Annotated in this window: 9 protein-coding genes; 5 read left to right on the forward strand and 4 right to left on the reverse strand. The window is 67.0% G+C overall.

Annotation, left to right across the window (positions count from 1 at the left end; all coding sequences use genetic code 11):
* The first annotated feature begins 36 nt into the window (after window positions 1–36).
* Genes ACLBWH_RS00725 through ACLBWH_RS00735 form a run of 3 tightly spaced genes read left to right on the forward strand, consistent with a single transcriptional unit; the run spans window position 37 to window position 5,698 of the window.
* A complete protein-coding gene (locus ACLBWH_RS00725) occupies window positions 37–1,296 on the forward strand; it encodes a TolC family protein (protein ID WP_447796042.1) in 1,260 nt (419 codons plus the stop codon).
* On the forward strand, window positions 1,293–2,459 hold the full coding sequence (locus ACLBWH_RS00730; protein WP_447796043.1) for an efflux RND transporter periplasmic adaptor subunit: 1,167 nt from the start codon (window positions 1,293–1,295) through the stop codon (window positions 2,457–2,459). The genes ACLBWH_RS00725 and ACLBWH_RS00730 overlap by 4 nt, the downstream gene beginning before the upstream one ends.
* Window positions 2,459–5,698 (forward strand): efflux RND transporter permease subunit, encoded by a 3,240-nt coding sequence (locus ACLBWH_RS00735; protein ID WP_447796045.1) that lies wholly within the window; start codon window positions 2,459–2,461, stop codon window positions 5,696–5,698. Before ACLBWH_RS00730 ends, ACLBWH_RS00735 begins: the two co-directional genes overlap by 1 nt.
* On the opposite strand, the gene ACLBWH_RS00740 is transcribed toward ACLBWH_RS00735, so the two are convergent.
* The 3 genes from ACLBWH_RS00740 to ACLBWH_RS00750 form a co-directional block, all read right to left on the reverse strand.
* On the reverse strand, window positions 5,695–6,927 hold the full coding sequence (locus ACLBWH_RS00740) for a DUF3644 domain-containing protein (protein ID WP_447796046.1): 1,233 nt from the start codon (window positions 6,925–6,927) through the stop codon (window positions 5,695–5,697). The two genes, ACLBWH_RS00735 and ACLBWH_RS00740, sit on opposite strands and share 4 nt — an antisense overlap.
* Window positions 6,928–7,075: 148 nt before the next feature.
* On the reverse strand, window positions 7,076–9,082 hold the full coding sequence (locus ACLBWH_RS00745; protein ID WP_447796047.1) for an ATP-binding protein: 2,007 nt from the start codon (window positions 9,080–9,082) through the stop codon (window positions 7,076–7,078).
* A complete protein-coding gene (locus tag ACLBWH_RS00750; protein WP_447796049.1) occupies window positions 9,072–10,400 on the reverse strand; it encodes an SIR2 family protein in 1,329 nt (442 codons plus the stop codon). Before ACLBWH_RS00750 ends, ACLBWH_RS00745 begins: the two co-directional genes overlap by 11 nt.
* 158 nt (window positions 10,401–10,558) lie before the next feature.
* On the opposite strand from ACLBWH_RS00750, the gene ACLBWH_RS00755 reads away from it, so the two are divergent.
* Entirely contained in the window at window positions 10,559–11,674 is a 1,116-nt protein-coding gene (locus ACLBWH_RS00755; RefSeq protein ID WP_447796051.1) for a hypothetical protein, read from the forward strand.
* On the opposite strand, the gene ACLBWH_RS00760 is transcribed toward ACLBWH_RS00755, so the two are convergent.
* The gene (locus tag ACLBWH_RS00760; RefSeq protein ID WP_447796053.1) at window positions 11,631–12,764 is read right to left on the reverse strand and encodes a hypothetical protein; all 1,134 of its coding nucleotides are present in this window, start codon (window positions 12,762–12,764) and stop codon (window positions 11,631–11,633) included. The two genes, ACLBWH_RS00755 and ACLBWH_RS00760, sit on opposite strands and share 44 nt — an antisense overlap.
* Window positions 12,765–12,807: 43 nt before the next feature.
* Here ACLBWH_RS00760 and ACLBWH_RS00765 point away from each other — a divergent pair, with 43 nt between their 5' ends.
* The gene (locus ACLBWH_RS00765) at window positions 12,808–13,620 is read left to right on the forward strand and encodes a hypothetical protein (RefSeq protein WP_447796055.1); all 813 of its coding nucleotides are present in this window, start codon (window positions 12,808–12,810) and stop codon (window positions 13,618–13,620) included.
* Window positions 13,621–13,773 lie beyond the last annotated feature (153 nt).

The following is a 13,773-nucleotide window of genomic DNA, read 5'->3' on the forward strand; positions in this document are numbered from 1 at the left end:
GACGACGCCCGGCAAGCACCCGATCAGGAGCAATCCATGCAACGTTTCGTAGCGGCCGTCCTGGCTGCAGCCTGCGTGGCGGCGTCACCGACGTCGGCACAGAATACCGAGGCGTCATCCGTTCCGATGACCCTCGACGATGCACTCGTCGCAGCCGGCGCCTCGTCGCCTGCCATCGAGGCCGCACGGTCCGGCATCAGCGCGGCGCAGGCACAGCGCACGGTCGCCGGTCTGCGCCCCAATCCGTCCCTCGACACCATGTCCGAGAACGTGGCGGGAACCGGCATGTATCGCGGACTGCGCTCGTCCGAGACGACGGTGGGCCTGTCCCTGCCGCTGGAGCTCGGCGGCAAGCGCTCCGCCCGCGTCGCGGTCGCGAACGCGCAGCTCGAACGCGCCACGCTCGAAGCGACGATTGCGCAGGCGGATCTGCGGCTTCGCGTGACGCGGGCCTACAACGACGCCGTCGCCGCCCAGCGCCGGGCGATGAACGCACGAGAGCAGGTCGGCATCGCCGCCGAGGTCCTCCGCGCGGCTCGCGTCCGCGTGAGCGCCGGCAGGGCATCCCCGCTGGAGGAGCAGCGCGCCGACGTGGCGAGGCTCAACGCAGAAGGTGCCGTCGAACGCGCCGACCGCTCGGCTCAGGTGGCCGACGAGAACCTTGGTCGCCTGATCGGCCGAGCCGCGAACGTCCTCGACGTGGTATGGTTCTCGAGCGTCGGCGTCACCGGTCCGGTAGCGCCGGTCCGAAGCGAGGACACGCTTGCGGCTGCGGCCGCCTCGGCGGATCTCACCACGGCGACTGCGCAGGTCCGGTTCGCGCGTAGCCAACGGATCCCCGACGTGACCATCAGCGCCGCCGCCCGGCGACTGGAGGCCACCAATGACACTGCGGCTGTGTTCGGCCTCTCCGCTCCGCTGCCGCTGTTCAACAACGGCAGGGCATCGACGGACATGGCTTCGGCACAGCGGCAGCAGGCCGACGCGCAGCGACGGCTCGCGCTACTCGATGCGGAACAGGCGATCTCATCTGCACGCGCGGAAGCCGCCAATGCTGCGACGACCGCCCGCAACGCGAACGGCCCGACGCTCGCCGCTGCGCAAGAAGCGGCGCGCATCGCGCGCATCGGCTACCGGGAAGGCAAGTTCGGACAGCTCGATCTGCTGGAAGCCGAACGCACCCTCGCTGAGACGCGGGCGACCGCGATCGACGCGCTCGCCGCATACCATGACGCACAGGCCCGGCTGGAACGGCTCACCGCCCCGGCGCCCACCGATGCGAAGGACGCACGATGACGAACAGCTACAGGCGGACGCTTCTGTTCGCGGCCCTCTCTCTCGCGCTCGCGGGCTGCGGCGCGGGTGAGAAGAAGGCCGACGAAATGGGCGGTATGGAAGGCATGGAGAAGGGCGAGACGGGCGAGAAGAAGGCGGACAAGGACGCCGTCACGCTCACCGCTCAGCAGATCTCTGACGCCGGGATCGAGGTGGGGCGCCCCACCGTGGGCGGCGTAGCGGGTGCCATCGAGCTGCCCGGCATCGTTCAGGGCGACTCGCAGGGCGTGCAGGTCGTGTCCGCGACGATCGGCGGACGCCTGGTCGCACTGACCCGCAATCTCGGCCAGTCGGTGCGACAGGGCGATACGCTCGCCGTGATCGAGAGCCGGGAGGCAGCATCCCTGAAGGCCGAGGTCGAGGCGGCGCGCGCCCGTTCGGCGCTGGCGCAGTCGAACCTCAGGCGCGAGCAGCGGCTGTTCGCCGAGCGGGTGTCGCCCGAACAGGATCTCGTCGCAGCCCGCACCGCGGCGACCGAGGCGGGCATCGCGCTCCGCCTCGCACAGCAGCAGCTTGGCGCCACGGGCGGCGGCGGCGGTGCGCTCAACCGCATCTCGATGCGCTCGCCGATCTCGGGTCAGGTGATCGCCAGACCGGCGGTGCTCGGCCAGGCCGTCGACGCCAACGCCGAACTCTTCCGCGTCGCCAACCTCGGCAGGGTCACGGTGCAGGCGTCGCTCCCACCCGCCGACGCCGCGCGCGTCCGCCCCGGGGCCCACGTCGAGGTCACAGCCGCCGGACGCCGGCAGGAAGGCCGCGTGACGTTCGTCTCCCCTGTCCTCGACGAAGCCACCCGCCTCATCCCGGTCATCGCCTCGCTGGACAACGCCGGCGGACAGTGGCGCGTGGGCGAGCCGGTCACGGCATCCATCATGCTGCCGGCAACCTCGTCCGATCGCGGCATCGCCGTTCCGTCGACCGCCGTGCAGTCAGTCGAGAACCGCACGGTGGTGTTCGTCCGCACGCCGTCCGGGTTCCGTGCCGTGCCGGTGGGCACGGGTCGACGCAACGGGGACCAGGTGATCGTTACCTCCGGCCTGACCGGCAGCGAACGTATCGCCACGACGAACTCGTTCACCCTGAAGGCAGAGCTCGGCAAGGGCGGCGAAATGGATATGGACTGATGATCAGCCGCCTCGTCACATTCTCCGTCGAGCGCCGCTGGCTCGTCCTGCTGTTCACCGCCATCGCCGCGCTCGCAGGCGTCTTCGCCCTCCAGCGCCTGCCCATCGACGCGGTCCCGGACATCACCAACAATCAGGTGCAGGTGAACGTGCTGGCCCCGTCGCTGTCGCCCGATCAGATCGAGCGGCAGGTGTCCTTCACGATCGAGACGTCGCTCGCGGGCATCCCGGGGCTCAAATACACGCGGTCGCTCAACCGCAACGGCTTCGCCCAGATCACGGCGGTCTTCTCCGATCAGACGGACATCTACTTCGCGCGCCAGCAGGTGACGGAGCGGATGCGCATGGCGGAGGAGCGGCTGCCCGCCGGCATCATGCCCGAGATGGGCCCGATCGCCACAGGGCTCGGCGACATCTTCATGTGGACGGTCGAGTTCCGAGAGCTCGACAAGGTCCGGCACCGGGACGGAGAGCCGGGACTCCAGCGCGACGGCAGCTACATCACGCCCGAGGGCGAGCATCTCGTCAGCGAGGCGGACAAGGCGACCTACCTGCACACCGTCCAGGAATGGATCGTGTCGCCCCAGTTGCGCGGGACGGAAGGCGTCGCCGGCGTCGACTCGCTCGGCGGCTACGACCGCGAGTATCTGGTCGTGCCCGACGTCCAGCGGCTCGCGGCGATGCGGCTGACGATCAACGATCTCGCCACCGCGCTCGAACGAAGCAACACCAGCGTCGGCGCCGGCACCGTGGATCTCAACGGAGCCGGCCTCTTCGTCCGATCCGACGCCCGCGTGCGCACGGCCGACGAACTCGCCCGGACGGTGGTCGCCTCCCGGGACGGCGTTCCGATCCAGCTGAGTCAGGTCGCCACGGTTCGCGCCGGACAGGGCATCCGCACCGGATCCGCTTCCGAAAACGGGCACGAGGTGGTTGTCGGCACAGCCGTCATGCGCATCGCCGAGAACAGCCGCACCGTCGCGACTGCGGTCGCCGATCGGCTCGCGGTCATCGGCAAGTCGCTGCCAGCTGACGTCGTCGCGAAGCCCGTCCTAGACCGCACCAAGCTCGTCAACTCGACGGTGTCCACGGTCGCGCGCAACCTTGCCGAGGGCGCGGTGCTGGTGATCGTCGTGCTGTTCGCGCTGCTCGGCAACTTCCGGGCCGCGCTAATTGCGGCACTGGTTATCCCGATCACCATGCTGCTCACCGCCACCGGCATGCTGCGGGCGGGCGTCTCCGCCAACCTGATGAGCCTCGGCGCGCTCGACTTCGGGCTGATCGTCGATGGCGCGGTCATTATCGTTGAGAACGCGCTCCGGCGTCTCGGCGAACGACAGCATGAGACCGGCGCCCAGCTGCCGCTGACGGAGCGTCTGGAGGTGCTAGCCGCGGCCGCGAGGGAGATGATCCGGCCGTCGCTCTACGGACAGGCCATCATCATCCTCGTCTACACGCCGCTGCTCACCTTCTCGGGCGTCGAGGGCAAGATGTTCGAGCCGATGGCGCTGACCGTCATCATCGCGCTGCTGTTCGCCTTCGTGCTGTCCCTGACGTTCGTCCCCGCCGCCATCGCCGCCTTCCTCGTCGGCAGGGTGGAGGAGAAGGAGAGCCGCGTCGTCGCCTGGCTGCGGGCTCGATACGAGCCGGGTCTCGATGCCGCCATGCGGCGCCCCAGCATCACCATGGGCGGTGCGGTGCTCGGCGTCGCGATCGCGTCGCTGGCCTTCACCACGCTAGGACAGGAGTTCCTGCCACAGCTCGACGAAGGCGACATCCTCGTTCAGGCATGGCGTCCGCCCGGCACGTCGGTGAACCAGAGCCAGCGGATGCAGTTCGCCGTCGAGAAGACGATCAGCCGCGAGCCGGAGGTCCAATACGCCTTCTCGCGCACCGGCACGTCCGAGATCGCCTCCGATCCCATGCCGCCCAACGCGACGGACACCTTCGTCATGCTAAAGCCGCGAGGCGAATGGCCCGACCCGAACATGCCCAAGGAGGAGCTGGTCGAGCGGATCGAGAAAAAGGTCTCGACGATCCCGGGCAACGGCTACGAGATCACGCAGCCGATCCAGATGCGCTTCAACGAGCTGATCGCGGGCGTGCGCGGCGACATTGCGGTGAAGGTGTTCGGCGACGACTTCGCGAGCATGAACGCCACCGCCGTACGCATCGCCGAGGTGCTGCGGAAGGTCCGCGGCGCAGCGGACGTGCGGGTGGAACAGACCGAAGGTCTGCCGCTGCTCGACATCCGGCCCAACCGCGACGCGATGGCGCGCGTCGGCGTGACCGCCGGCGACGTGCAGGACCTCGTCTCCGCGACGATCGGCGGCAAGCACGCGGGCGTCATCTTCGAAGGCGACCGGCGCTTCCCAGTGGTGATTCGTCTCGCCGAGTCGTCCCGATCCGACATCCAGACGCTTGGGCAGCTGCCCGTGCCGACGGCGAGCGGCTCGTTCGTGCCGCTCGCCAGCGTGGCCGACATCGCGATCGGTGACGGTCCGAACCAGATCAGCCGCGAGAACGGAAAGCGCCGCGTGGTGGTGCAGGCGAACGTCCGCGGGCGCGACGTGGCCGGGGTAGTCGCCGACGCCCAGGCAGCCATCGACCAGCAGGTCCAGCTGTCGCCCGGCACCTACCTGCAGTGGGGCGGTCAGTTCGAGAACCTGGCGGCCGCAAGGGCGCGGCTCGCCATCGTGGTCCCGATCTGCTTCGCCGTCATCATGCTGCTGCTCTACGGGGCGCTCGGCTCCGTCCGGGACGCGGCACTGGTGTTCACCGGCGTTCCGCTGGCGCTCGTCGGTGGCATCCTCGCGCTGCTGCTGCGCGGCCTGCCGTTCTCTATATCCGCGGCGGTGGGGTTTATCGCGCTATCCGGCGTCGCCGTGCTCAACGGCCTCGTCATGCTCAGCTCGATCCAGGATCTTGCGCGACGGGGGCTGACCCGGGCGCAGGCGGCGCGCGAAGGCGCGCTGACCCGCTTCAGGCCGGTGGCGATGACCGCGCTGGTCGCATCGCTCGGCTTCGTGCCGATGGCGCTCGGCCACGGTGCGGGCGCCGAGGTGCAGAAGCCGCTGGCGACCGTGGTCATTGGCGGGCTGATCTCGGCCACGCTGCTGACGCTGTTCGTGCTGCCGACGCTCTATGCGCGATTCGGACAGCGACAGCTCGACGACGTCCTTGCAGCGACGCACCGATCGTCGTCTGAGAGCAAGCCAGCGGGGGATCCGGGTGGCTAAGCCGTTGGGGCGCCCTGGGCCGGAAAATACCGCGTGCCCTGCTCCTGGCAGTGCGCCCGCACGCGGGCGAGCCAGCTGTCGAACCATACCCAGGTGCCGGCGTAATCGCCGGCCCGACCGAAGCCCTTCGCCGGGTCCTTCGCGCTCAGCGCTCGCCACAGGGAGGTGTGCGACGTCTGCGTGAAGCGCGTGAACCCTTCGGCGTGCATCCTGTCGACAACTTGCGTCGCCGTGAAGCGCATCTTGTCCACCTCTTTTAGAAGAACGCGGCTGATCTCCCGCGCCTCGTCCGTGCCTGGCTTGACGAATTCGACCGCCAAGTCGGCGTTAGTGGCCTTGCTACCGACCTTGGGCACGAACGCCACGCGGTATCCGAACGCGGGATCAACGCGCTGCTCGTCGTTAAGTCGACCATCGAACGCATCCATCGTCGTGGCCAAGTTCGCAGGCAGGCCCGCGGCCGCCTTCAGCGCGGTCCGCTGGTCGCCATCGAACGTGACGAACTGGAGCGCCAGCGGAAGCCGACGCTCGAGGCCGTATTGGCTTCCGAACAGCGAACGGATGGCCGCATTGAAGTTGATGCAGCAGGCCTGCAGCTTGGCGCCCAAAGCGTCATCGATGCGATTGGTCGAGCGATGCTCGATCTCGTGACGGATCTCGAGTAGAAATTCGAGATTGAGTCTGACCCCGCTGGTGACTGGCGAGCGCGCGTGACGCAGGCACTTGCCAAGCTCCCAATACTTTTCTCCGCCGCCTGGTGTTAGCGCCACGTCTCCGGCCTGCCTGTAGCGATAGTCGATGCCTTCGCGCTTGAAGAAGGCGTGAAGCAGATATGTCCAGGCGATCACCGCGGTGGTAATGAACAGTTCCGCGCGGAACGTCAGGCCGCCACTGTTGAAGCAGTGCACCGCGGCGATCATCGCCTCCCGCGCCTTCAGCAGCAGCTCGTCGCCTCGCCGACTCAGACCCGTCTCCGGATCAACGTCAGGCCAGTGGGTGAGGAATTCCGATAATTGGGTGTCGGTGGCAGGCCTGATTGCCCGATGCTTTGCAGCTGTGCGTATCTCTGCGATGGCGCGGTGGTTCACCGACCGGGTGGGCCGAGTGAAATAAGCGAGGACGTCCTGGTCATTGTAGCCGCCAGTTGCGAGCATCGCCTTGACCAGCGCGACCTCCCACCGTTCCAGCGTGTGTACTCGTCTCCGCGTTGGCATCCGCAGTCCCTCCATTCTTAGGATGGGCTGCATGCGCGGGCGAGGCAATCCCGCCCAACCAAGGTGTGTGGCATATCCCCACACCTGCGTGTGGATCAGACGCCCCAGCGACAGGACGCGGCATCACTCGTGCGACCTGCGTTGCAGCCGGTCTTCGCGCCCTCTATGCCGCCGGATCGTCTTGGTCGTCGATCAGGTCGGCGGGCGCGGCCGACAGCGTGATGCCAGCCTTGCGTCCGGCCTCGTGGAACCAAAGATCGACGATCTTGGCATCGTCGCTGGCCGGCAGCGGATCGGCGCTGCGGACCCTGAAGGTCGTCGGCAGATTAACCGAGTTGCCGAAGACGAGCGCGTGCTGCTTGGGGAGCGTCGGCAGTCGACGCAGCACGCCGTCCGAGATCGAGGGCGACATCTGCCTGATCTGCGAGAGGTCGTCGGGGTTCTGGATGCGGTGCACGACGAAGTTCGAGCACTGCGAAAGGACGGTCTTGGAGAGTTCGCTCGGCCGTTGCGACGCGACGATCAGGAACAGCCCATACTTCCGGCCTTCCTTGGCGATCCGTTCGAAGACCCGGCCCGCGTCGAGCGCGTATTTCGACGGCGCGGACGATATGTAGCGATGCGCCTCCTCAAGCAGCAGATGGACGGGGAAACGGCTGCGGGGATCTGCCCGCCGCAGCAATCGGAAGACAATGCGCGCCGTGACGGCGCTTACCAGTTCGACGACCTCGTCCTCGACGGCGTTCATGTCGATGATGACGATCTGCGCCGCCTTGACGTGCCCCCCCTGCGCAGCGCCCAGACCTAGCAGGCGGGCAAGGAATGGGCCGGTATCCTTGGTCCCGCCGGCCGCGGCATGCCGCAGAAACGCATAGTCCTCACGCTCGAGCAACGCCTTGAACCGCGTCACCATCTGCGAGCAATAGTCGCGGATCTGGCGGTTGCCGTGCGCCTCCTCATACAGCAGCGCCAAGTCGATCGCGTCGCCCAGAGTCGCGAAGTCGAACGGGCTGTTCGTATAGTCGGGCAGCTTGAAATCCTCAATGACGAAGCCGCCGTCCCCGTCCGCCCCGACCAGGTATTCGAAAGCGTCCTCGATGTGGTCCATCTTACCAAAGTGCGTATGCACCATCGTGCCGATTGTGCCCGAACTGATTTCGGTCGTGCGGAAGCGCTGGAGTATGCCGAGGATCCGCGTCTCCTTAGCACCCGGTGGACTTTCGTCCGACAGTATCTGGGTGACACACTTTGCGAGGATGTGGTTGCGGATGGCATTCAACTGCTGGTCGGCGGCACCACCGAACAGCGTCGCTAGGCCCAGCGCCATGCGGAGGATGGGAACCTGCGTGCGCTCGCTCGCCTGCAGCAGCAGTTCCCACTCCGACAGGTCGAGAAACCAGTGCGGGATTCGGAAGCGGCCGGCCGCGGCGCTTCCGTCCAAGATCAGCCTGTCTACCCCAATAACCCCGCCGTCAGCGAGCTCGGCGAAGGCCTGGTGATACTCGCCGTTCACATCCAGCACGACGAATGTCGCGCCCCGCGCGTAATGTTCCTCCGGTTTGTCGAACAGCTCCTGCAAGATCGCCGCAACGGTGCACGACTTGCCGCTCCCCGTGTTGCCAAGCACCGCAGCGTGACCGCCAAAGAATTCGTCGATGCGGACTTTAACCTGATAGCCTTCGAAGACCACCGACCGGCCGATCTCGAGGATGCGCAACCGGGTGGCCTCCGCCGGAACACAGTCGCCGCCGTCCGGCCCCGTTGACCTTTCGCACGCCGGACTGGTGTTGAAGATGCGGTCGAGCTCCTTGTCCAGGGCATAGAGCGCGTCAACATAGAGGGAGGGGAAAATGGAAACGCCGAAGCGAAACCTGCCGCCTTCCACAGGCAGCATGCCCACGGGCACGACGTCGAGGAATTTGGCGGACCCGGCCTTGTCGATCTCGCCGCCACCACCGGCATCGCGCTCGCGCAAGCCGACGATCTCGGCGACGACATACTCGGCCTGCGCCGGTATCATGACAAACGAGCCGAGCCGCGCGACGTAATGGACGTCGTCGAAGCCGACGACGGTGAAGCTGTCGGTGCCACCATGCATCTCGATGACGAACCTGTCCGCCGCCACCGCGACGACCGAGCCGATGGCGCGGCGGCGATCGTCAGTCGTCATCGGTCGACACCGTGGCTGCGGGCGATCCGGCCGCCATCGTCTGGAGCACCAGCTTGACCGCGTCGTCGATACGGTCCGACGGACGCCGCGGCAGCAGGTGCTCAACGATGGTGCTGAAGAAATGGGCGGGTGCGCCGCCTGGCGGCCCCGACCCGCCGATGATCCATATGCGCGGGTCCGCCAGCCCGCGCAGCTTGGCTATGTCGCCACCCGAATCCGGGTCAGCAAAGATGATCAGCCTGAAGGTCGGGATAGTCAGAGCCTGATAGATGATGTTGTTCAGGTGCTCGTCGCCGAAGGCGTATCCCATAGTGATCAGCACGCTCTGCTCGCGCACGATGCGCGACTGGAACTCGCGAAACAGGTCCGAATATGGGGAGCCGAGGCTGGAGTTCTGCTTAGCCGGTGTCGGAAAGATCATGACCTTCGACGGTGCAGTCTGCGGCCACGTCTCGCGGATCGGGAAAAGACCGTGATCATCCTCAGTCCAGCTGATCGAGCCGTGCAACTTGCACAGGTACACGAACCCGTCGACGGCCGACCATTTGCGGTTCGTGATATCTAGCTGCTCCGCCAGGGCATATCGGAACGTAGCCGGATTGAACCGCCGCTCGACGACGCCCGAGAAACCATTGGCGTATGGCAGGCCCAATCGGTCCATCGCACGCTCGCTGAACAGGTCGTAGTTGGTGGTGAAGACCCAGGGGCGCGGCAGCGACCGGTCACGCAGAACCAGTCGCCGGTAGAACGATTCGTAGAGGGACAGGACGTTGCCGTCCCCGCTGGCAAAGGCACCGGCGGTGCACCGCTCCCACAGGAAGGCGTGCACCTTGGCGATCATCTTTTCGACGCTTGCGACCTCGTCCTCGTCGCCAGCGTCGTCGCTCCGGGCCAGCACGAAACGGAGCGCATGCAGCGTCTCCATCAGCCGCTCAAGGTTGCGCGTGTAGTCGCCGGTCAGCGTCAGGCCGTGCCCCGCCAGGCACGACAGGTCCGATGCGTCGAGTGCCCAAGCAGGACCGCCGGCGGCGGCACCGGCCGCGTCGCAGAACTCCTTCGCCAGCGGCGCCATCGTGGAGATGCCGCGCTCAGCGCCGGCAACCACCATCGACGAGCATCCGGCACCAAGCAGGAATGAGACGTTGCGGGCGCCAAGCGCCTCGCCAAGCGCCTTGCGCACCTGCTCGGGGCCTTTGCTCCAATCGAGCTGCTGCGTGCCATGATCTCCGCTGCGGACGAAGGTGAAGCCAGCCGCCTCGGGCACGATGCCCCCCGGAGCCGGTGGGACTGCTGCCGCTTGATCGTCCGTCTCAGCCACTCGTCACCCCCGGATCCGGACGACCGCTTCGAGGGCGATCCGCCCCCTTTGTGCGGGCAGCTTCGCGCCGGGGCAACCCAACCATCGATCTCAACCCCTTGCGAGACCGACCATCCAATCCGCCGTCCCGAAAATCGCAATCAGAATGGAGAAGACCCATGTCATTCGACCCGTCGAAAGTTGACCTCTCCCTCGTCGAACCGGCGCTGCGGCCGGAAGTGCTGCGCCGGGTCACGGTGCTGGAGGAATTCACCCGGAGTCGCGGACCGGCCGCGCGGCGGAAGGCGTGCGACGCCCTCGGTATCAGCCACCACCAGCTCTACCTGCTTGCCCGTGCCTGGACCGCCCGCCGGCGGGCCGAGGACATCACGCTGCGCGCCACAAAGCGCCATCGACCGACCACCCTGCCGCCGGAGGTCCTGCGCATTATAGGAGAGGTTGCGGACCTCATGCCCGACGCCAACGGGGTGGAAACCGCACGCGAGGCGGAGCGCCGGATCATCGATGCCGGCTTCACGCCTCCCACACGGCCAACCATCGGCAAATACATCCGCGAAGCGTCGGCTACTCGTGGCATCGCCGCGTTGAACGATATCGGGGCTGACCTGCTCATCGACGTGATCGTCAGCGACATTCCTGCTCTCGGGGCGCGGGGTGACAGAGTGCGTCCACAACTCATCGTCCTGGCCGAAGGTGTGCGCGGCGAGCTGGTGGCGATCGACGCGGTCACCGACATGGTTATGACATCCGACCTAAAGTCGCTGCTGCTCCGCGCTATGCCGGATCCGGCCCAGCCAGCGATAAGACCCTGCCACAGGTCCGGCACCGTCGTGGTATCGGTGCCCGACGGCACGGCGACCGAGTGGTTCGAAGGCGTCCTCTCGCCACTGGGGATGTCGGTCGTCACCCGCGCGGGCGCCGCCGGGCGCCCCGGCGCCGTCGCGACTGCGCTTCTCGGCACCTCGGTCGGCAGCTACAAGCTCCGCCGCAAGCTGGTCGGCTCGCCGGCGAGCAAGCGGAAGGCTGCCTATCCCGACCGTCAAGCCGTGGATGCGACCGAAGCGGCGTCCTTCATCGCGAGCGTCGTGCGTGATGGGCAGGATCCGCCAATGACAGTCCTAGACGAGATGCCATCGGACTGGCTGATGAGGGTCGCGACGGCGCTTGCCCCGGCCGTCGACATTGCGGAGCGAGCGTCCAGTGTGGAGGACGCCACCTCAGGCGAGGTAGTCAGCTGTCGCCGAGAACCCCGAGAAGGCGGCGCAGCGAGCTGACCATCGCACCCTCCGCCATGCCCCACCCCGGGAAGACTCCCCCTTGCGCGAGGCTGGCGAGCGTCTCGGCGTTGTGGCCATCGACCTCGACCGCGACCATGACCGCTGCATCCGAGATCGCGATCGCATTGCCCCAGTCCGACGGCGGAGGCTCGCATCCGGGTGCCGACGACCGAGGGCGCCACCATAACCGCCCTAGGCGCTTGCCAAGCTGTGAGACGAGGCGCTGCCCATACCGTCGGGGACCTACGCTGTTGACGCGCAGATCGACCCCTTCGCACCTGATGCGCTGGGCGCTGGCGAACGCGCCGGGAGCCCGCGGTCCGTCGCCGATCGTCAATTCGATCTCGGACGGAACGCCGTCGACATCCAGGCGCCGCTCCGTGACGAAGGCAATCGCGGCGCGAACGGCCGCCGACTCGGCCGCAACCGTATCACCGTCCGAGGCCTCCACCGCATGACCTAGGATCAAACCGCTGGTCCGTTCGACCACCACCGCGCAAACGATGGTGGTGACAGGCCGGGCCACGGTCACGTAGTCGATGGCGCACAGGTCCACGAGCAAAGAGCGGCCGAACGTCTTGCCGACACGTGCCGGATCCGTCGCGTCGTCACGGCGCAGACGCCGCACCAAGCGGATCATGTTTGGAACCGAAGCACCGAAGTCCTTCCGCAGCCGGGACGCAAGCACCGAGTCTGGGCTTCCAGGCTCATCGGCAATTAGTGCTCGCGCAGCAATGACGATCGGATCATCATCGAGCCGCTGCGTCGGCTGGCGCTCGGCCCTGCCGAGGTATGGCGCTATCGACGCCAGCGAGCGAGCCGCCTCCCATTTTCTTCGGAGGCCGAATAGGCCGTCGGCGGTCAATCCCGCCATTAGCGCCTTGCCGCGCATGTCTACCTGCGCGTTGGGGTTCACTTGCCGAGCGTCCTCGATGTCCAGCAGAGCGCCGAGGCGCGCCATTACCTTGGACCGCCTCGGCGCAGTTAGTGAGCGCAGAAGCGTTATCTCCTGATCCGGCACTCCATCGGGCCAGGCGCGGCCCAGCAGCGTCATCTCGTCGTCGGCAAGTTCGGATGCATTAACCATCAAAGTCGCTATGACGTAATTTCACGATTGCGCCAACAGGAAAATGAACTACGTAGAGATAGCGTTTCACGATCTGATTCGCGCTCATATGGAGATGCCAATGGCCTCGTTACCCCTCTCGTCCCACGCCTATGCGGGACCCGTCACCAACCTGCGTATCATCCCGCCCAGGAACGGCCACTCGTTCCTCTCCATCGGTTCTGTGGGGAGCGGGGCTACCAGCGTGGTCAAGGCTTCGTCCTATCGATACCGCGCCGGTCATGTGCTGACCGGCGCGACCGAGGTTCTGCTCGACAAACACGACGAGGTGGTCGCCGACGTTATGGCTAGCATCCCGCAGGCGTTCGCGGTTGAGGGCCGCATCGACGGGGAGAGCCACCGCACCATCATCGATCGGGCACGGCTGTGGCGCGACGGCACCCGCCAGATCTGCGAGTGCAAGCCGGACTGGGCGGCGTTCTACCGCCCGCGCGCCGTTACCCAACGGCTGCTGGGCGAAGCCGCAGCCGCTGCACTCGGCTGGGAATATCTGCCGGTCGTGCCCGAGACGCTGGGCAGTCGCACCTTCCGCAACAACGTCGACCGCATCTACGGTGCCCGCAGCGTGCGCGTTCCCGACCACGTCGCCATCCACGCCAGCCAGCTCCTGGCGGACGGGCCGATGAAGCTCGGCGAGTTCACGGCGCGCATCCACGGCCACGAGGGCAATGCCTTTTCGATGGCGTGCGCGATGATGGTGCGGCGTATCGTCGAGATCGACCTCGAGGTGCCGCTCGGCCACTCGTCGCCGGTCCGCGCCGCGCCGCCCATGCCGCGTGGTCTCCCGTCGATCCGCATCTTCGGGCACCGCAACTAGGACGACCGGCGAACCTCCGCCGACAAGCCGACCAGCCAGAACTTCCGAAATCAACCTCAGGGACGCCGCCCCGGTGGCGCGGCGTCCCGATGCTCCCGGGCGGCGGACAACCCGCGCTCGATCCACCCGATCCGACATCCTGCCGCACCATGC

Source organism: Sphingomonas sp. M6A6_1c (genome assembly GCF_053345135.1).